The sequence below is a fragment of the Microbacterium sp. LS_15 genome (assembly GCF_041954735.1).
GTDB lineage: Bacteria > Actinomycetota > Actinomycetes > Actinomycetales > Microbacteriaceae > Microbacterium.
In genome coordinates, this window is sequence record NZ_JAVAYD010000004.1 from 32,679 (window position 1) to 52,011 (window position 19,333).

The window sequence follows — 19,333 nt, forward strand, 5'->3', positions numbered from 1 at the left end:
GTCACTGTCCCTTCGAGGCGTAGAAGGCCTCGGTCTGATCCTTGGAGGGCGCCCACCACTCCTCGTTGTCCCGATACCACGCGATCGTGGCGGCGAGTCCCGATTCGAAATCGGCAAACCGAGGGGTCCATCCGAGCTCGGTCCGGAGCTTAGTCGAGTCGATCGCGTACCGCAGGTCGTGCCCGGCCCGGTCCGTCACATGATCGTAGGCGTCGCGGGGCTGCCCCATCTCCTTCAGGATCAACTCGACGACCTGCTTGTTATTGCGTTCGCCGTCGGCGCCGATCAGATAGGTGTCGCCGATACGTCCCTTCTCCATGATCGTCAGCACCGCGGAGGAGTGATCGTTCGCATGGATCCAGTCGCGCACGTTCTCCCCCGCTCCGTAGAGCTTGGGTCGGATGCCGCGGATGACGTTCGTGATCTGACGCGGGATGAACTTCTCGACGTGCTGGTAAGGACCGTAGTTGTTCGAGCAATTCGAGATCGTCGCCTGTACACCGAAAGAGCGAACCCACGCGCGCACGAGCAGGTCGCTCCCGGCCTTGGTCGACGAATAGGGAGACGACGGGTTGTACGGCGTCTGCTCGGTGAAACGCTCCGGGTCGTCGAGCTCGAGATCGCCGTACACCTCGTCCGTCGAGATGTGGTGGAAGCGCGTCTCGTGCTTCCTGGCCGCTTCGAGCAGGGTGTAGGTCCCGATGATGTTCGTGTCGAGGAACGGTCTCGGGCTGTGCAGCGAGTTGTCGTTGTGCGACTCCGCCGCGTAGTGCACGACGGCATCCGCCTCGGCCGTCAGACGGTCCACGAGCTCCGCGTCGGTGATGTCGCCGTGCACGAAGCGGACTCGGTCCTCGGGCAGCCCCGCGAGGGAGGCGCGGTTACCGGCGTACGTGAGGGCGTCGAGCACTGTGACCGTGTGATCGGTGTTCGCAACCACGTAGTGCACGAAGTTGGATCCGATGAAGCCGGCGCCGCCGGTGACGAGGATGTTCGACATCAACGACCTCTCTCCAGGGTCTCGAGCAGGTATGTGCCGTAGCCGGACTTGACGAGTTTCTCGGCGCGCTCTCGCAGCTGCTCGTCGGTCAGGAAGCCCTGACGCCAGGCGACCTCCTCCGGTACGCCGATGCGCAGCCCCGTGCGGCGCTCCATCGTGCGGACGTAGTCACCGGCATCCGACATCTGATCGAACGTCCCGGTGTCCAGCCATGCTGTCCCGCGCGGCAGCACTTCGACCTGAAGACTGCCCCGCTCGAGATACGCGCGGTTCACGTCGGTGATCTCGTACTCCCCGCGGGTGCTCGGCTGGAGGCCACGCGCGATCTCGACCACGTCGTTGTCATAGAAGTAGAGTCCGGGCACGGCGAAGTTGCTCTTCGGCCGGGCCGGTTTCTCCTCCAGCGACACAGCTTTGCCGTCCGCGTCGAATTCGACGACCCCGTAGGCGCTCGGCTCAGCGACCCAGTACGCGAACACTGCTCCGCCCTCGACGTCGGTGTATCGCTTGAGCTGTGTACCGAGACCGGGGCCGTAGAGGAGATTGTCCCCGAGGACCAGAGCCACGCTGTCGTCGCCGATGAAATCCGCGCCGATCACGAACGCCTGCGCGAGACCATCGGGAGAGGGCTGCTGGGCGAAGGTCAGGTTCACGCCGAACTGCGATCCGTCACCGAGGAGGCGCTCGAACTGCTCGGCATCATGCGGCGTTGTGATGATGAGGATGTCCTTGATTCCCGCCAGCATCAGCGTCGAGAGCGGGTAGTAGACCATCGGCTTGTCGTACACCGGGATCAGCTGCTTCGAGATGCCGATCGTGATCGGGTGCAATCGGGTTCCGGAGCCGCCGGCGAGAATGATGCCTTTCACCCCCATATCGTGCCATACGTAACCTGGTGGCTTGCGGCATGCCTCGTGACTTGCGTCACTTCAATCACACTGGCAACATTCGTCACTTTCCGCCACAATGAGCATGTGACCGGCACATCCCACACCCGCCTGCGTCGTCTCGTCTCGAGCGCTGCGGCCATCGTCTTCGCGGCTTCGCTTCTCGTCGCGGCGCCCGCGAGCGCGTCCAGCGCGACGATCGCCGCTAGTCAGGCTGGCGCGGTCACGGGCATCCCGCAGGCGGAGACCGGGATCGCAAAGACTGCGAATCTCTCGCTTTTCCGCGCGGGCAACATCATCTCGGATGCGTCGTTCTTCAATTCGTCGACGATGAGCGCCGCGCAGATCGACTCGTTCTTCCGCGGCAAGGTCGCCAGTTGCCAATCCGGCTACGTCTGCCTCAAGGACTATCGTCAGAACACTCCGAACAGGCCCGCAGACAGGTACTGCAACGGTTACAGCGGCGCAGGAAACGAGTCCGCCGCGACCATCATCTACCGCGTGGCGCAGTCGTGCGGCATCAACCCCCAGGTCTTCATCGTCATGCTGCAGAAGGAGCAGGGGCTCGTCACCCACACATGGCCGAGCTCCTGGCGCTACGACATGGCGCTGGGGCAGGGGTGTCCGGACACCGCACCGTGCGATCCAGCCTATGCCGGCTTCTTCTACCAGATCTACGGCGCGGGCCGTCAGATGAAGATCTACGCCGAGGGCCGCTACTTCACGTACTACGCCCCGGGCAAGACCTGGAACATTCTCTTCCACCCGAACGCCGCCTGCGGTCGCGGCCCTGTGTACATCGAGAACGTGGCAACCGCAGCGCTCTACTACTACACGCCGTATCAGCCGAACCAGGCTGCCCTCAACGCCGGTTACGGCACGGGGGACGGATGCTCCAGCTACGGCAACCGCAACTTCTATCAGTACTTCATCGACTGGTTCGGCTCGGTCAGCTACGACGTGGTCGGCGGCTTGGCGACATACTGGAGCTCACAGGGTGGAGGCAACGGCGCACTGGGCCAGCCCACCGGGGCGATGACCACCTGGCCGAACGAAGGCTGGTCGCAGCCGTTCGCTGGAGGCGACGTTTTCCAGAAGATCGGCACGACCGCTGTCCACTCCGTGCGCGGAGCGTTCAAGGCGGAATACGGAAGAGTCAACGGTTTCCGCAGCGGCCTGGGCTGGCCGACCAGCGACCAGGTCGGCATGTCCGGCGGGTTGTACCAGGACTTCGAGAACGGCCGGATCTACACGAAGTCGGGCGCCGCCGGGGTGGCGATCGCGGCACCGATGTTCGCCGAGCACGAGAAGCAGCGCAACGTCTTCGGGACCCTCGGCTGGCCGAAGGCGCGCGCATATCTCACCGCGGACGGCTCGCGCCAGGACTTCGACGGAGGCTCCATCTTCGCGAACTCGTCGGGCGTGTTCACCTTGCCTGCCGACATCGTGACCGCATACGACCGCGCAGGTGGGATCTCGCAGATGGGATCCCCGACCTCGGCGGTCACGAGCGACTCCCGCGGGCAGTACGTCTCCTTCACCGCGGGATGGATCCAGCGCAGCGGATCGGCGCTCGTCCTCGTCAAGGGCGCGCTCGGCAAAGCCTACGCGGCCCTGGGCGGCGGATCGGGCAAGCTCGGCGCGCCGTCGGGCGCCGAACGCCTCCTTCCCGGCGGAGGGTGGACGCAGAGCTTCACCGGTGGCGCCCTCTACCATTCGTCGTACGGAACGTTTTCGGTCACCGGCTTCTCTGCCGAACTCGCGGTACTGGGCGGCGTGGACAGCTTCGGCTACCCGAGCGCGGAAGCCGTCGTCGACGGATCGCGCAGCTCGCAGCAGTTCGGGTCTCGGACCATCGCAAAAGCCACACCTAACGGCGGCGCGTACGTCGTCACCGGCGCGATCGGCACGCACTACGCAGCGGCGGGTGGAGTCAAGAGCTTCTTGGGCGCCCCGACCGCCAAGGAGCGCACGCAGGGTGGAGGGTGGATCCAGGACTTCGAGGGCGGCCGCATCCTGCACTCGGTCTACGGAACCTTCGGCGTGCCGACTCCGATCGTCAAGGTGCTCGACGCCAACGGCGGGATCGCCTCGAGGATCGGGTGGCCGACCGCCGCCCCTGTGCAGACCTCGGACGGATGGCGCCAGGACTTCTCCGGAGGCACGCTTCTCGCCAGCACGGACGGCGTGAAGAGTGGAGCGATCGTGGGTGGGATCATGAACGTCGCCCGCAGCTACAACGCATTCGGCGACATCGGCTACCCCGCGGAGAAGGAGAACCTGACGACGAACGGCTGGCGTCAGCGCTTCGATACCGGCACGATCTTCGTTCCGAACGCCTACGCCCCGAGCGTCGTGAGCGGGGCCGTACACGAGTTGTACGTGTCGTTGGGCGGCGAGACCGTCACCGGGGTACCGACCGGCCCCGCGACCGTCATCGGCAGCGGACGCAGCCAGCAGTTCCAGCGATTTGGTGTGTACAGCAACCCGACAACCGGGACATGGCAGTCGAACGGGCTCATCAGAGATCGCTACACCGTGCTCGGCGGTCCTGCGGGGGTGCTGGGCTGGCCGACCGAGTCCTTGACCACGATCTCCGGAGGCTGGCGGCAGCTCTTCACCGGCGGCGCGATCTACTCAACTGCCGGCGGATCGGTCTACACCGTCAAAGGCTCGATCGGCGGCGAGTACATCCGCCGCGGCGCCGAGAAGGGGACCCTCGGGTGGCCGGTCGGCAACGAGGCACTCGTCGGTGGGCTGTGGTCGCAGAAGTTCCAGAACGGCACTCTCGTCCTGCTCCCCAGCGGAAGCTTCGAAGTGCGCTGACCGCACGGTGGGCACACCATCGGCCGGTATCATCGAGAAGCCATGATCGATTCACTCCGCACGCTCATCATCGTCCCCGCGTGGAACGAAGAGCAGAACGTCGGCAACACGGTCCGAGAGATCCTGAGCCTCGATGCGGGCTACGACATCGTCGTGGTCGACGACGGTTCCACCGACAGGACCGCGGAGGAGGCACGGCAGGCGGGCGCAGACGTGCTCGTCCTGCCGTTCAATATGGGCGTGGGCGGCGCCATGCGCACGGGCTTCACCTACGCCCAGCGTCATGGATACGCCCGCGCGATTCAGGTGGACGCGGACGGGCAGCACAACCCCCAGGACATCGCCGTCGTGCTCGACGGCCTGCAGAACGCGGACATCTCGATCGGCGCCCGCTTCGCGGAGGTCGGAGACTACAAGGCCCGCGGCCCCCGCCGATGGGCCATGAAGATGCTCGCCTCGGTTCTGTCGACGGTCGGCCGGACTCGCCTCACGGATGTCACCTCAGGGTTCCGAGCGGCAAACCGCCGGGCGATCGACCAGTACGTCCGCTACTACCCTGCGGAATATCTCGGCGACACCGTCGACTCCCTGGTCAGCGCTCTGCACTCGGGCCTCACCGTGACTCAGGTTCCGGTCGCGATGCGACCCCGCGCATACGGGCGCCCGAGCCAGAACCCCCTCGGCGCCACCGTGTACCTGCTGCGAACGACGTTCGCGCTCACCCTTGCGCTCCTTCGCGGCAGCCGCTCTGGAAAGGCATCGGCATGATCATCGCCGCCGGCATCGCCTTCGCCCTCATCGTCGTCACCCTGATCATCGTGATGCTTCTGCGCCGTCAGCTCCGCGAGAAGTACGCGATCCTGTGGCTTCTCATCGGGATCACGATCCTGATCCTCTCGATCTTCCCGTCGTTGCTGATCGGACTGTCTGCGTTCCTCGGCGTTGCCGTTCCATCGAACCTCATCTTCGCTCTCTCGATCGTGCTTCTGGTCGGCGTGACGCTGCATCTCTCGTGGGAACTGTCTCAGGCCGAAGACGAGATCCGGCGAGTGGCCGAGGAGGTCGCGATCCTCCGGACATCGATCGAAAGGCTCGAAGCACGGGACGACACCGGTTCACGCTCCACCCCGGCAGACAGGATTCCGACGCGGACCGACGCGGATGACGAGCACTGACGGCGCGGGCTCCGCGCTCCGCTGGATCCTGTTATCGACGGCTGTCGCCGGAATCCTCGGATATGTGATCCAGGTCGCAGCATCGCGCCTGCTGGACGGCTCCTCGTACGTCTCGTTCTCCGTGATGTGGTCGACCGTGTACCTCTGCGTCGCGGCGATGTCCGGCGTGCAGCAGGAGGTCGCTCGGGCAGCGCGCCCGTCTCGCGATCACACGCCGAGCACGGTACTGCGCTCGTTCACCCTCAGCGCGATCGCCGTCGTCATCATCGTCGCGCTCGGGGTGGCTGCCTGGCTGGCAGCGACCACTCTGCCCCTCCCCTTCGTCGGGCTCGGGGCGGTACTGAGCATCGCGTTCGTCGGCTACCTCGTCAACGCCGTCCTCAGCGGTGTTCTCTATGGACTGCGGCTCTGGCGCGGCGTCGCTCTCATCACCGCGCTCGATGCGGTTCTCCGGATCATCCTCCTCGCGGCGGCGTTCGCGTCGGGAGCTCACCCTCTGTGGCTCGGTCTCGGCATCGCGTTCCCGTTCGGTCTGTCGTTCGCCCTCGCGTGGACGGTGCTGCGCCCGGGCGTCGTCGGCCGGTTCGCCCTCGATGTCGGCTTCGCGAAGCTGTCGCGCAACGTACTCAGCACGGTGGGCGCAGCGGCGTGCAGCGGTGTCATGATCTCCGGTCTTCCTCTGCTCATCGGCGCGACCTCGGCGAAGGTCCCGGCATCAGCCGTCGGCGCGTTGCTCATGGCCATCAACCTCACAAGGGCCCCGATCGTCGTGCCCGTCGTAGCGATGCAGAGCTATCTGATCTCGGCGGTCTTCCGAGACCGGGATTCCGTGTCGACGCGGCGTCTGTTCGGCCTGCTCGGGGTGGCGATCGCCATCATGGCTGCACTGTCCGCGATGGCCTACTTCGTCGGCCCCTGGCTGATCGAACTGATCTCGGCGGGGTCGTTCGAGATCGACCCCCCTGTCATCGCGATCGTCGTGTTCAGCGCGGGTCTCGTCGCGCTGATGTGCGTCACCGGACCGGCGCTGGTCGCGCGCCGCGGTCACGTCGCCAATGTCCTCGGCTGGGGCGTGGCCGCCGCGCTCACCGTCGCGTGCCTCCTGCTTCCCGTCGATTTCACCACCCGGGTCCTCACGGCGCTGACGGTGCCGGCGATAGGTGGTCTTGCAGCCCACGTCATCGCGCTGCTCGGCAGGGGTCGGAACGCTCCTTCCCACTCGTCCGGTGCCCTACCGGTCTGACGACGACCCCTCCGGTAAGATGGTCGAGGCTCACGCCAGACCATCGTTCTCCCGATTCAGGAGCAATCTTCATGACCGAAAGCCTGGCGCCGAAGCGCGCACTCATCACCGGAATCACGGGGCAGGACGGCAGCTACCTCGCCGAGCTCCTCCTCTCGAAGGGGTATGAGGTCCACGGCTTGATCCGCCGTTCATCGTCGTTCAACACGCAGCGGATCGATCACATCTACCAGCCGGCGCAGTCCGAGGATCAGCGGCTGTTCCTGCACTTCGCGGACCTCGCCGACGGGTCGCGCCTCGTGACGTTGCTCAACGAGATCCAGCCGCACGAGGTCTACAACCTCGCCGCGCAGTCGCACGTTCGCGTGAGCTTCGATGAGCCGGAGTACACCGGTGACGTCACGGGCCTCGCGACCACCCGTCTGCTCGAGGCCATCCGCGCGGCCCACGTCGACTGCCGCTTCTACCAGGCGTCGAGCTCGGAGATGTTCGGAGCCACGCCGCCGCCGCAGAACGAGGAGACCCCGTTCTACCCCCGTTCTCCCTACGGTGTCGCGAAGGTGTACTCCTACTGGATCACCCGCAACTATCGAGAGGCCTACGATCTCTTCGCGGTGAACGGCATCCTGTTCAATCACGAGTCGCCGCGCCGAGGCGGCACGTTCGTGACCCGCAAGATCACCCGCGCTGTCGCCCGCATCGCCGCCGGAGAGCAGAAGGAGCTCTACCTGGGCAACCTCGACTCCGTGCGCGACTGGGGCTACGCGCCGGAGTACGTCGAGGGCATGTGGCGCATGCTGCAGCACGATGAGCCGACCGACTACGTTCTCGCGACGAACACCGCGTACACGGTCAAGGACTTCCTCCGGTTCTCGTTCGAGCACGTCGGGCTGGATTGGGAGAAGTACGTCAAGTTCGACGAGCGCTACCTGCGCCCGACGGAGGTCGACGCGCTCATCGGCGACTACGGTCGCGCCAAGGATCTTCTCGGCTGGGAGCCCAGGGTGCTCACGCCGCGCCTCGCGCAGATCATGGTGGATGCGGATGCCGCCACCCTCGAGGTCGAGGGGCGCCACTACGTCGATCAGGTCCAGAGCTGACACGTGCGTGTACTGATCACCGGTGCCGGCGGGATGCTCGGCTCCGGCATCTCGGAGCGGTGGTCGTCCCGTCGTCCGGAGGATGACGTCCTGGCGCTCCGTCGTCAGGACGTCGACCTCCGCGACGCAGAGGCGACGAGCCGTGCGATAGGCACCGCGCGACCCGATCTGATCGTCCATGCCGCCGCGGTCGTCGGCGGTATCGCCGACAAGATCGCGCGCCCCCTTCCCTACCTGCTCGACAACCTCGCCGTCGACCGCGCCGTGATCGACGCCGCCGTGTCGAACGGGGTTCCTCGGATGGTCTACGTGGCCAGCGCCGCCGCCTATCCAGCGGCGGCGCAGAGCCCGATCGACGAGTCGCAGCTTTTCCGAGGTGAGCTCGAGTCCGCCAACGAGGGCTACGGTCTCGCGAAGCTCACCGGTCTCACCGCAGTACGCTACGCGGCGCAGCAGACCGGGCTCGCATACCGTTCGATCCTGCCGTCGAACCTGTACGGTCCCCGCGACACCTTCGCACCGGATCGAGCGCACCTCATCGCGTCGACCATCCGCAAAGCGCACGAGGCCAGGGAGACCGGCGCGGCCGCCGTGTCGGTCTGGGGCGACGGGACCGCGCGACGCGAGTTCACCTACGCTCCCGACCTTGCGGACTGGCTGGTCTCCGCGGTCGACGACATCGCAGCGTGGCCTTCTACCATGAACGTCGGAGCAGGCACGGATCACAGCATCCGTCAGTTCTACGAGATCGCATGCGAGATCGTCGGTTTCGACGGAGAACTCAAGTTCGACGTCAGCCGGCCGAGCGGTGTTCCTCAACGTCTTATCGACTCGACGATCGCGCGCTCCCACGGATGGGCCCCCGTGACTTCCATGGCCGACGGCATGCGCGCGTGCTACGACTCCTACCTGAGACAGATTGCGAACGGAGAACTTCGATGACCTCTGCTGAACCGGCCTATCCCCTGGCCACGACCACCTGGGACGATTCCGAGTATGCGGCGATCCGTCGCGTGACGGACAGCGGGCGCTTCACCATGGGTCCGCTGGTGAAGGAGTTCGAGGCGGGATTCGCAGCTCACTTCGGCGCAGAGTACGGCGTGATGGTCAACTCGGGCAGCTCGGCGAACCTGATCGCCGTCGCAGCGGCGGTGCTGGATCCCCGTATCGACCTCAATCGCGGTGACGAAGTTCTCGTTCCCGCCGTGTCCTGGCCGACCACCTACTACCCGCTGACCCAGTACGGGCTCCGCCCTCGGTTCGTCGATATCGACATCGACACGCTGAACGTCGACCTGGACCTGCTCGAGGAGGCGATCGGCCCGAGAACCAAGGCGCTGTTCGCCGTCAATCTGCTCGGCAACCCGAACGACTTCACGCGCCTGCGTGAGATCTGCGATCGGCACGGGTTGGTCCTGATGGAGGACAACTGCGAGTCCCTCGGCGCCGTCAGCGACGGGATCAACGCCGGGACCGCCGGCCTGGTCGGGACCTTCAGCTCGTTCTTCTCGCACCACATCGCCACCATGGAGGGCGGTGTGATCCTCACGGACGACGAGCAGATCTACCAGGAGATGCTCTCCCTGCGATCCCACGGCTGGACCCGGGACCTGCCCGACGAGAACCACGTGCACGATAAGACCGGGAATGCGTGGGACGACCTGTTCCGCTTCGTACTCCCCGGGTACAACGTGCGCCCCCTCGAGATGGAGGGAGCACTGGGCATCGAGCAGCTCAAGAAGATTCCCGCGCTGATCGCCGGTCGCCGCGAGAACGCGAAATACTTCGCAGAGCGCTTCGCAGACATCTCTTCCGTGCGACTCCAGAAGGAGACAGGGGAGAGCAGCTGGTTCGGCTTCTCTCTCGTGCTCGAAGGCTCGCTCGCGGGTCGTCGTTCGGACCTCGTTGCGGCCTTCGCCGAGGCGCGGATCGAGTCCCGTCCGATCGTCGCGGGCAACTTCACCCGCAACCCGGTCATGGCACATCTGGATGCCATCGTGCCGGCTGCTCTGCCGGCAGCCGACAAGGTCCACACAGACGGGCTCTTCGTCGGCAACCACCACTACCCCGTGCGCGACGGCATCGACCTCGTCGCCGACACCGTCGAGCGGGTAGCGCGCTCGTAGCGCTCAGCGCTTGCCGTCGCGAAGGGCACGCTCGAAGGTCTCGAGCGTGCCCTTCGCCGTCCTCTCCCAGGAGAACAGCTCCGCGCGCTCGTAGCCACGACGCGTGAGGTCGCGCATCAGCTCGGGATCCGTGGCCGCGGTCGTCATCGCGGCGGCGATGGATCCGAGGTCATTCGGGTCGATGAACAGAGCGACGTCGCCGACGACCTCGCGATAGACCGGGATGTCACTGATCATCACCGGAAGCCCGGCCATCATGGCCTCGAGCGCCGGCAGTGAGAACCCGTCGGCGAAGGAGGGCATCGCAAGGGCGGTCGCGGTCGAGTAGAGGTCCCGCATCTCGTCCGTGTCGACCCAGGAGCGCAGGTCGACCCAGTCCTGCATACCGGTCTCCGCCACGACGTCGATCAGCGGATCGTCACCGTGGCTGCCGGTGACGACGACGCGCGGGCGCACCTCGGGGTCGATCAAGGGCAGCGCCCGGATGAGCGACGGCCAGTTCTTATGCGGTCGGCGGTTGCCGGTTGCCAGGATCATCGCGCCGTCGGCGGAGGCGCGGGAGCGGTCGACACCCTGCAACGGGGTGCCCGCCAGAGGAACCAGGTCGATGCGCTCAGCATCCACCTTCAGGTACTGGACGATCGCCTGTCGTGATACCTCGCTGATCGTCAGGATACGAGCGGCGTTTCGAGCGGCCAGGCGCTCCATGACCTTCACCGGAAGGGTGTACATCGGCGTCGACATGTACTGCGGGTGGCTCCAGTAGAGCATGTCGTGCATGGAGATCACGGCCGGCATCTTCGTCCGTGCAGGCCCGAGCGTCATGGGCGAGTGCAGCAGATCGGCCTCGGCCGCAGCTGCAGCGCGCCCGCATCGGAGCTCGCCCCATGCCCACGCGAAACGGTTCTCGCCGCTGATGCCCGAGGCGATCGCCTCGCCGGGGAACCAACTCCGGTCGAGCTCCCAGCCCTCCGTGCTGAAGTATCCGATGTACTCGTGCTCCGGCGCCAGACGCCCGAGCTGCATGTACAGCTCCCGGGCGTACGTCTCCATCCCGCCCTTCTTGCCCGTCAGCGAGAGGAGATCGACGAAGATTCGTGCCATGGAAGGTGTCCTTTTCGTGTGCGTCACGCCGAGGGCGCGACGACGGCGGAGCGGGGGCTCGCCCCGCGCCCGCGCACGCGGCGCATACAGGGGCGCTCGATGAAGAACCAGCTGAGCATCGCCAGGACGACGGTGCCCACGATGGTGACGAGGATGAAGATCGGCATCCCCCAGCGGTCCCCGCCGAACAGCACGGTCAGCTGCTGGATCGGCCAGGCGTAGATGTAGAAGCCGTAGGAGATGTCGTTCTTGGCGATCCAGCGCGGCTGCGGGATCACCGTGGACAGGTAGAGCAGCCCGTACGCCAGGAAGGGTGAGGAGATCTGTCCGCCCCAGTGCGGAATGAGCGCGATGGATGCGACGGCCACGACGAGTGACGCTATCGCGACCCAGCGGTTCACGCCGAGCCGCTCGATCACGAGGAACGCGACAGCACCACCGAGGAAGAACGGAAGCAGTTTGAAGAGGAGCGTGAAACTGCCGTCTACACCGAGCCGCTCGGCGAACCCGATGTTCATCCACACGAGAACGGATACGACAAAGGCGATGACCGCAGGTACGTAGGATTTCCGGAAGAGTGCCCAGGCGCCCAGGAGCCACACGATCAGGTAGCAGAGGAACTCGTAATAGAGCGTCCAGAGGGAGCCGTTCCACGCGTTCGGATACGGCACCGTGTTCAGCGTCGCCCCGATGTCGTAGGTCGTGATGTCGAGTCCCAGGTTCCCCCAGATGTACTGCAGTGGCGTCACCGGCGTTGAGACGTACCCGGAGAGCGTGCCGTTCTCGACGAGAGCGGCGATCGGCCCGAAGACCACGACCGTGACGATCAGACAGACGAAGAACGCGGGATAGATACGAGCGATCCGATGCAGCAGGTAGTCTCCGGCGCTCGTCCGGAAACGACTTCGGGTGATCAGGAACCCGCTCAACACGAAGAACCCCGCCACGGCCCAACCACCGAGGTTCTCGCCGTGGATCTGCGGTCCTTCACCTCGCCCGGCGATATACCAGCTGTGCGCGAACAGAACCAGCGCAGCGAGGATCAGGCGGAACAGGTTGAGGCTGTTTGCCCGGTAAGGGAACTCGACCCCTTCCAGCGCATGTCGGCCGGTCACTTCAACAGATTCCGCGAAGCCATCTCGTCGAGCGACTTCTGATAGGTGTCTCCCTCGACCGGCTCGGATTTCACCCAGTCGACGAATCGCTGCACCCCTGCCGAGAACGCCACCTCGGGAGTGAAACCGAGGACCTCCCGCAGACGAGTCGTGTCCGCGACGTTGTGGCGGATGTCCCCGAGGCGGTAGTTGCCCGAAATATGGGTCGGCACGTCGACGCCGAAGGCGTTGAACAGCACACCGACGACCTCTTTGACGCTCGTCGCCTTCCCGGAGCCCACGTTGAAGATGCCGCCCGCTGCGGCCGGGTGCGTTGCTCCGAGGAAGGTGGCCTCGACCACGTCGTCGATGTAAACGAAGTCGCGCGTTTCGAGGCCGTCCTCGAAGATGTTGATCGCCTTGCCCTGGCGGATCAGCGTCGAGAAGATCGAGAGGATCCCCGTGTAGGGATTCTTCAGGGACTGACCAGGACCATACACGTTCTGATACCGCAGCGAGACGGGCTCGACTCCGATCGTAGGAGCCACTGTCATGATGAGCGACTCCTGCATCTGCTTGGTGATGCCATACACGGACGACGGGTGCAGCTTCGCGTCCTCATCCGTCGGAATCAGGGTCAGCGTCCCCTCCCCGTCGACGTGCACGTCGAAGTCGCCGGCGGCCATGTCTGCATCCGCGCGATGCGAGGGATAGACGACGCGCCCATCGCTCGTGCGGTAAGCGCCCTCGCCGTAGATCGATCGGGACGATGCCACGACGATACGACGAACAGCATGCTGCTCATTGGCGAGGATGTTGAGGAGCTTGGCGGTGCCGCCGATGTTCGTCTCGGTGTATCGGTCGATTTCGTACATCGACTGCCCTGTGCCGGTCTCGGCAGCAAGATGGATGACGACCGTCGCACCGCTCAGGGCGCGACGCAGGTCGTCGGCCGACGTCACAGTGCCCTCGATCACCTCGGCGACGCCGTCGAGCGACCGCAACAACGGCGACTGTTCGCGGGGGTCATCGCCGTGGACCTGGCTGATCAGCGCGTCGAGGACCGTGACCGTGTAACCCGCTTCGACGAACCGACGCGCGAGACGGGTTCCGATGAAACCGGCGCCCCCGGTGATGAGGATGTGTTCCGCCATGATTCTCTCCTGTAACTGGGTGCGACGCTCGGGCTCTGGAGCCTGTCAGAGCGCGAAGATGTGGGCCAGCGTCGATCTTAGCCCGGCGGACGTGCCGCCCCGGATGACGCCTGGGAGCTCGGCTACACCGTGCAGACGTGACATGAGGCGCACACGAGCGGTGGTCTCGGTCCGGCGCCAGCGCAGCGCCCGCGCCAGCTCTGCGGCCTGACGATAGTACGTCCGCTCGTCACGGAAACGGCGGCCGTCGAGGAGCGTCTTCTGTGAGGCGCTGCCCCCATGACGGCGGTATGAGAAGGCCCGAGTGGGGATGTACGCGAGCGTCCCACCGTCGAAGGCGATGTCCATGAGGAGAGCGAGATCCTGGATGATCGGCAACCCGTCGCGGAAATCGATGCGCTTGAGGGTCGCGGTCCGGAATGTCAAGGACGGCCAGTACAGCCAGTCGCCCCGGATCAGACTGGTGGCCATGCGGTCACCGCGGAGCACGGCGATCCCCTGCCCGCCCTTCGGCGCCAACAGTCCCTGCTTCACACGGTCGACGAGCGGCGAGATCTCCCGACCCACCTCGTCGATCACGTCGACACCAGGCTGGATCACGTCGGCATCGGGCACGCGGGTGATCACCTCGCGTACGAGCTGCAGGTAGTTCGGGTGCATGAGGTCGTCGCAACCGAGGATGGTCACGAACTCGCTCTCGGCTTGGCGGATCGCCTCACGATAGTTCTCTGTGATGCCCAGATTGACGGAGTTCCGCACGTACTCGATGCGGGGGTCCCCGAGATCCGCGAAGAACGCCGGCACACTGTCATCCGGGTAGCAGTCGTCGATGACGACGAGGCGCCAGTCCTCCATAGTTTGCGCCTGCACCGAGCGAACGGTCTGGTACAGCAGATCGGGATCGCCCCAGAAGGGCACGAAGATCTCATGAGTCATGACGCATCACATCCAGTCACACGGTAGAGGCGCGCATCACCGACCGCGTCGACCAGAGAGAGCGCTGTGGAATCGTCGAGATCTGTCAGGCCGTCGTACTCGTGTTCGGCGCCGTGAATCTCCTGCGTGCCGAAATCCAACACGTAGTGCACGCCAGATCGTCGCATGGCGTCGCAGACTGCGGTGCCCGGTCGCGCGTCGGCGAGACGCTCCAGGATCAGCAGGTCATCCTCACTGAAATCCATGAGCATGTGGGGCATCAGCACGTCGCGATCGGAGAACGCGTATGCCAGCCCGGCACCTGTCCATGCGCTTCCTGCGATGGTCGCGTCGGCGGGAACCTCATCCGGCAGGCGCTCGAGCAGCGCCTTCTCGTCGAGAGTGATCAGGCGCGACTCGTCCGTATACGCATAGACGGCGGAGGCCATCCGAATCGCCTGCAGTGACGCGTAGGTCTGGCCGGCGAGCGCCACCAGCACGAGCGTGGCGGTGGCCGCGACGAAAGCGCGACGCCGCTCTGTGCTCGACATCCGACGTCCGATCCACTGCCACAGCGCTGCCGCACCCGCCGCGGCCAGTGGTATGACGACCAGCGGAAGCAGCGCGGCCAGACGAGGAGCGTTGTTGTACCAGGCTGCCGTCATCAGGTCGCGCAGCTGGTGCCAGGGCAGCGCACTGGCGACGACATAAAGCATGCCCACGGCGAAAGCGGCCGCAAGAGCGAAGACATGAGAACGTGTGCGCTCGCGTATCGCGACGACCACGCCGATGAGCAGCAAGGTCGCTACCACCCACGGGACATTGCCGTAGGTCGGGGCCACGGTGATCGCTTGTCCGATCGCCTGGGCGACGGACTGCTCCACGGGCCAGCCTCGGGCCTCCGCGGCGGGCTTCAGCACCTTCCAGGCCAGAGCAGCGATCACGACCGCTGCTCCCATGGCGGCCGAGGCGCGGATGATCGATGTTCGCGAAGGAGCCGTCAAGAGGAAGGCGACGAATGCGATTGCCGCACCCACCATCGCGAGCACCATCCACGCGACGAACGCCCCAGGATGCGCCACGGCGATTCCCGGTAGCCCGCCCATCACGGCCACGACGAGGATCGTCGCCGGCGGGACCGTCCTCTGTCCGTGCAGGCGGAGCAGTGCGACGATCGCGGCCAGGGCCGGCGATACCAGGGCCACCCCGAGGAGGTACGGGTACAGGACTCCGTAGTCCATCATGAGCACGGGGAACGCCGGGACGAGGCCGGTCAGTACGCCAGCCGAGGTCAGGATTGCGCGCGACCCTCCCATGAGAGTGCGGGTCAGCAGAAGAACGCCCGCTGGCCAGACGAGCGCCGATACGACGATCGTCATCGCATTGGATGCCGTCATAATCGATGAGCCGGAGAGCTGCGATACAAGAGCGACGGTGGCGTGCCACCCGCTGGGATAGAACCACACCCCCCCGGTGTCGCTGGTCATCGATCCCACGGTCAACGGCGAAGCCGACCCGGTATCCAGGATGTAGCGCACCGCGTTGAGATGAAAGACGTTGTCGAAGGACTGCGAGATGTTGTCCGGGGCGCCGATGACAGCAAGAACCTGCGCCCCGATCAGGACTGCGGCGCCCGCCAGGACCCATGCCGTGAGGGCGCCCGCGTCGCGTCCCGTCGTGGTCGCTGCACGTCCCCTCCGCGTCAACCAGCTGACGAGGGCGGCGACCAGACCGATGGCCGCGGCCGTGATGCACACAGGGACCCACGACCAGGTCATGCCGACAGCCGGACTCCAGAGCGAAGCGATGGCGATGGTGCTCATCGACGCAAGGGGCGCGAATCCCCACGCCCACAGCCCGCGGAGCGACAGAAGACGCGCGACAGCATATCCGGGGACGAAGAGAAACAGGAGCGCGATTCCGAGCGCAGGAACCGCAGAAAGCCAGGTCATCGCGTCCGGCCGTCGGGGTATCGAACCTTCGGATTGAAGGCGATGCCCCGCAGCCACTTGCCCAGGAGCTTGGCCCGAAGGTCCAGCGGCACACGTCCGCGGTGAAGACTGACGAACAGTCGGGCACCGAACTCCATGAAGTAGAGGAAGCCGCGGTGATGCAGCTGCCACGAGGCCTCGTTGCGGACGCCGTAGGCGAACTTCCAGAGGCTCTTGCGGTCGACCATCGCGAAGTTCACGCCGCGGTTGTCCCCCATGTCATGGACCACGACGCTGTCCATCACCTGCACGCCGGGGCATCGGGCGGTCAGACGGAGCGTGTACTCGCGGTCGTCGAACCAGATGAAGTACTCCGAGTAGGGAAGACCGTACTCCGCGATCGCCCACCGGGGGATCAGCACGGACACGAACGAGCACGCGGTGACCATAACGTTGTTCTGCCCCTTGACGAGCAGACGCCCCCAGTCCCAGGTGGGGACCGGATTGTTCATCTCGCAGATGCTGCCGTCGGTGAACTCCACGACCGAGCACGCGAAGGGCACGTCGCCGCCGAGTTCCGACACGGCGCCGTCGAATCCGGCGATCAGCGATGCCAGGGCCTCGGGCTTCGGGTAACAGTCGTCGTCCATGATCCAGACGTGATCCGCGCCCGAGGCGTACCCGCGGAGCATCCCCTCGGAGAATCCGCCGGCCCCACCGGAGTTGGTCTCCATAGTGACGACCTCGAGCGGCACGGAGGTCTCGAGCGAGGCGAGGTACTCCGCGGTGCCGTCGGTCGACGCGTTGTCGATGACGAAGAGCGTCTCGACGGGGTGCGTCTGAGCCTCGATCGATGCGATCACGGTCTTCAGCTTCTCCAGCCGATTGAACGTGACGACAACTCCTGCGACGCTCACCACGAGCCCACCTCTTCCTCGAACCATGAACTCGCCGACTGCTGTGAGAGCAGCTTCTTCTCGGCCTTGCGCTCCTTGCGCCACAGCGCCTCGCGTGCGCTCTCGTCGTCCATCAGCGGAGCGACCGCGTCGGCGAGCTTCCTCGCTGCGACGCGCGCATACCGCGGGACGAGCGCGGACGACGGGATGACATCGCCCTGCGCCCCCACGTCGGTCGACACGACCGGGACTCCGTGCGCGATCGCCTCGAGCGTCGTGAGGGTCAGACCCTCGTTATGTGAGGAGACCACGAGAACGTGCGCCTCGTCGAGCGTCTCGGCGACGGGTGTCGCGGACGTGCGACGGATGATGTCGGACGTCAGCCCCTCGGCCGCGATGATGTCGTCGACCCAGCGCGACAGCTCGCCGTCGCCGTGCAGGATCACGCGAGGCGTGCGGCCCTTCTTCTTCAGGCGGTGGACCATCGCGACGAAGACCTCGGGGGCCTTCTGCCGGGCCATGCGACCCACGAACGCGACGGTGAAGGGCTCGTCGGAGGGTCGCGGCCGGAACTCGGCGTCCTTCGGCTTGACGGTCAGGCCGCCCAGCGGCGCCATTACGACGCGATCGGCCGCGATGCCCTGCACATCGGTCATCCAGCTCGCGAGGCTCGGCGAGATCACGTGGTGCGCGGTGATAGACCGCGAGGCGATCGCGCTCGAGAGCGGATAGCCACCGCCGGTGTACTCGACGATGTGCGTGCTGTCGACGATCGGGATCTCGGGCCGGGACGCCGCGATCCATGCAACCCTGTCGTACAGCCACTGATTGTGGTGGATGACGACGCCGCGCACATCGAAAGTGCGGAGCAGGCCCCGCAGGAGCGGTTCGATGCCGGGCGTCTGCGACTTTACCGTCGGCTCGGAGAACGGCACGATCAGGGCACCGTCCAGCTCCGGGCGGGTGACCCATGGCTGGTGGGAATCCCGGTTGCTGAGCACGATGGGCAGGAATCCCGCCTCGCGGACCAGGCGCACGGTCTCGAACGCCCAGAGCTCTGCGCCGCCGAGCTCGAACCAGTGCAGTCCGATGATGACAGCCTTCTGCGCGTCCTTCGGTGCGGGAGGCGCAGGTACGATCACGTCGTCCTCGTGTTCTCCGCCGGGGAGGAACTCGCGTGCGTAGTCGCGCGGCTCGATGGCCGTGGTGAGGCGCTTACGGAAGCGCAGGAGCGACAGGTCGCGGGCGTCGTCGTAGAGCAGGGGGGCGCGGGACTTCACCTGACGTGCGATGCTCCCGACCAGGCCCGGGCGCGGAGGACGGTACGGATCAGCGGCGAGGACCCCGTCGGAGGAGACATGCAGGTGGCGCGTCGAGGATGCGACGAGCGCTGCCGACTCCGCTTCGGATCGCTCTGCGGTCCTGTCCTCCGGCGCGACCTCGCTGATGATCTCGAAGGTCTCGATGCGGCGGCGGTTGTTGCGGGACAGGCCGGTGAACGTGGTGTCGTCCGTGAGACGCGGCGTGGTGTCGACGGATCCGTCGTACAGATGCACCCGCAGCGTGCGCTTCGGCGCCATCAACGAGTGGAAGTTCAGCGCCCCGACGAGCAGACGGCGTTCCCGCTCCGAGAACCCGTCACCGGTGGAGGGGTCCGAGAACCGGAAGAGTGCGGGCTGATCGAGAGCTTGCAGGAGTGTCACGGATACAGTTTGCTTTCGGATCGACGGACGCACGAGACCTTCGAGATCCTATCAGCGCGACCGATGCGGTCCCTGGGCCTGGCCTTATCCTCATGCGATGCGTCGTCCCATCGATCTACCAGGGACGGACCGTCCGAACTCGTATGATTGCTGACGGTGCGCACGAGACGGTGAGCGCA

The 19,333-nt window shown here is 65.7% G+C and carries 16 protein-coding genes; 7 read left to right on the forward strand and 9 right to left on the reverse strand.

What is annotated here, in order from left to right; all coding sequences use genetic code 11:
* Position 1: 1 nt before the first annotated feature.
* Together rfbB and rfbA are read right to left on the reverse strand one after the other, a co-directional pair.
* Positions 2–1,000, reverse strand: a complete 999-nt coding sequence (gene rfbB, locus RAC69_RS07305; RefSeq protein WP_375086176.1) for a dTDP-glucose 4,6-dehydratase — start codon at positions 998–1,000, stop codon at positions 2–4.
* Positions 1,000–1,869, reverse strand: a complete 870-nt coding sequence (rfbA, locus tag RAC69_RS07310; protein WP_375086178.1) for a glucose-1-phosphate thymidylyltransferase RfbA — start codon at positions 1,867–1,869, stop codon at positions 1,000–1,002. Before rfbA ends, rfbB begins: the two co-directional genes overlap by 1 nt.
* Before the next feature lie 105 nt (positions 1,870–1,974).
* Between rfbA and RAC69_RS07315 the strand changes: the two genes are divergently transcribed.
* From RAC69_RS07315 to RAC69_RS07345, 7 genes are all read left to right on the forward strand, one after another.
* Entirely contained in the window at positions 1,975–4,713 is a 2,739-nt protein-coding gene (locus RAC69_RS07315; protein WP_375086179.1) for an LGFP repeat-containing protein, read from the forward strand.
* Positions 4,714–4,755: 42 nt separating this feature from the next.
* Entirely contained in the window at positions 4,756–5,481 is a 726-nt protein-coding gene (locus RAC69_RS07320) for a glycosyltransferase family 2 protein (protein ID WP_375086180.1), read from the forward strand.
* Positions 5,478–5,888 carry a DUF2304 family protein gene (locus RAC69_RS07325; protein WP_375086181.1) on the forward strand — a complete coding sequence of 137 codons (411 nt, stop codon included), beginning with the start codon at positions 5,478–5,480 and terminating at the stop codon, positions 5,886–5,888. Before RAC69_RS07320 ends, RAC69_RS07325 begins: the two co-directional genes overlap by 4 nt.
* Entirely contained in the window at positions 5,875–7,131 is a 1,257-nt protein-coding gene (locus RAC69_RS07330; RefSeq protein WP_375086182.1) for a hypothetical protein, read from the forward strand. The genes RAC69_RS07325 and RAC69_RS07330 overlap by 14 nt, the downstream gene beginning before the upstream one ends.
* A 71-nt stretch (positions 7,132–7,202) precedes the next feature.
* Positions 7,203–8,231, forward strand: a complete 1,029-nt coding sequence (gene gmd / locus RAC69_RS07335) for a GDP-mannose 4,6-dehydratase (RefSeq protein WP_375086183.1) — start codon at positions 7,203–7,205, stop codon at positions 8,229–8,231.
* A gap of 3 nt (positions 8,232–8,234) precedes the next feature.
* Positions 8,235–9,173 carry an NAD-dependent epimerase/dehydratase family protein gene (locus tag RAC69_RS07340; protein ID WP_375086184.1) on the forward strand — a complete coding sequence of 313 codons (939 nt, stop codon included), beginning with the start codon at positions 8,235–8,237 and terminating at the stop codon, positions 9,171–9,173.
* Positions 9,170–10,357, forward strand: coding sequence for a DegT/DnrJ/EryC1/StrS family aminotransferase (locus RAC69_RS07345; RefSeq protein WP_375086186.1), 1,188 nt, complete (start codon positions 9,170–9,172; stop codon positions 10,355–10,357). Before RAC69_RS07340 ends, RAC69_RS07345 begins: the two co-directional genes overlap by 4 nt.
* Before the next feature lie 3 nt (positions 10,358–10,360).
* Here RAC69_RS07345 and RAC69_RS07350 read toward each other — a convergent pair whose 3' ends face one another.
* Genes RAC69_RS07350 through RAC69_RS07380 form a run of 7 tightly spaced genes read right to left on the reverse strand, consistent with a single transcriptional unit; the run spans position 10,361 to position 19,154 of the window.
* Positions 10,361–11,461, reverse strand: coding sequence for a glycosyltransferase family 4 protein (locus RAC69_RS07350; RefSeq protein WP_375086187.1), 1,101 nt, complete (start codon positions 11,459–11,461; stop codon positions 10,361–10,363).
* Positions 11,462–11,484: 23 nt separating this feature from the next.
* Positions 11,485–12,576: an acyltransferase family protein gene (locus tag RAC69_RS07355; RefSeq protein ID WP_375086189.1), complete on the reverse strand. Its 1,092-nt coding sequence runs from the start codon at positions 12,574–12,576 to the stop codon at positions 11,485–11,487.
* Positions 12,573–13,709 carry an NAD-dependent epimerase/dehydratase family protein gene (locus tag RAC69_RS07360; protein ID WP_375086191.1) on the reverse strand — a complete coding sequence of 379 codons (1,137 nt, stop codon included), beginning with the start codon at positions 13,707–13,709 and terminating at the stop codon, positions 12,573–12,575. Before RAC69_RS07360 ends, RAC69_RS07355 begins: the two co-directional genes overlap by 4 nt.
* Before the next feature lie 45 nt (positions 13,710–13,754).
* Positions 13,755–14,645 (reverse strand): glycosyltransferase, encoded by an 891-nt coding sequence (locus tag RAC69_RS07365; RefSeq protein ID WP_375086193.1) that lies wholly within the window; start codon positions 14,643–14,645, stop codon positions 13,755–13,757.
* Complete coding sequence (locus RAC69_RS07370; RefSeq protein ID WP_375086194.1) at positions 14,642–16,576, reverse strand: DUF6541 family protein; 1,935 nt, start codon at positions 16,574–16,576, stop codon at positions 14,642–14,644. Before RAC69_RS07370 ends, RAC69_RS07365 begins: the two co-directional genes overlap by 4 nt.
* Positions 16,573–17,472, reverse strand: coding sequence for a glycosyltransferase family 2 protein (locus RAC69_RS07375; protein WP_375086196.1), 900 nt, complete (start codon positions 17,470–17,472; stop codon positions 16,573–16,575). The genes RAC69_RS07370 and RAC69_RS07375 overlap by 4 nt, the downstream gene beginning before the upstream one ends.
* Positions 17,469–19,154, reverse strand: a complete 1,686-nt coding sequence (locus tag RAC69_RS07380; RefSeq protein ID WP_375086198.1) for a glycosyltransferase — start codon at positions 19,152–19,154, stop codon at positions 17,469–17,471. Before RAC69_RS07380 ends, RAC69_RS07375 begins: the two co-directional genes overlap by 4 nt.
* Between the last annotated feature and the right edge of the window lie 179 nt (positions 19,155–19,333).

Coding starts and splice junctions, on each gene's coding strand:
- rfbB (WP_375086176.1), bottom strand. CDS start 1,000: ATGTCGAACATCCTCGTCACCGGCGGCGCCGGCTTCATCGGATCCAAC.
- RAC69_RS07320 (WP_375086180.1), top strand. CDS start 4,756: ATGATCGATTCACTCCGCACGCTCATCATCGTCCCCGCGTGGAACGAA.
- RAC69_RS07325 (WP_375086181.1), top strand. CDS start 5,478: ATGATCATCGCCGCCGGCATCGCCTTCGCCCTCATCGTCGTCACCCTG.
- RAC69_RS07330 (WP_375086182.1), top strand. CDS start 5,875: ATGACGAGCACTGACGGCGCGGGCTCCGCGCTCCGCTGGATCCTGTTA.
- gmd (WP_375086183.1), top strand. CDS start 7,203: ATGACCGAAAGCCTGGCGCCGAAGCGCGCACTCATCACCGGAATCACG.
- RAC69_RS07345 (WP_375086186.1), top strand. CDS start 9,170: ATGACCTCTGCTGAACCGGCCTATCCCCTGGCCACGACCACCTGGGAC.
- RAC69_RS07350 (WP_375086187.1), bottom strand. CDS start 11,461: ATGGCACGAATCTTCGTCGATCTCCTCTCGCTGACGGGCAAGAAGGGC.
- RAC69_RS07360 (WP_375086191.1), bottom strand. CDS start 13,709: ATGGCGGAACACATCCTCATCACCGGGGGCGCCGGTTTCATCGGAACC.
- RAC69_RS07365 (WP_375086193.1), bottom strand. CDS start 14,645: ATGACTCATGAGATCTTCGTGCCCTTCTGGGGCGATCCCGATCTGCTG.
- RAC69_RS07370 (WP_375086194.1), bottom strand. CDS start 16,576: ATGACCTGGCTTTCTGCGGTTCCTGCGCTCGGAATCGCGCTCCTGTTT.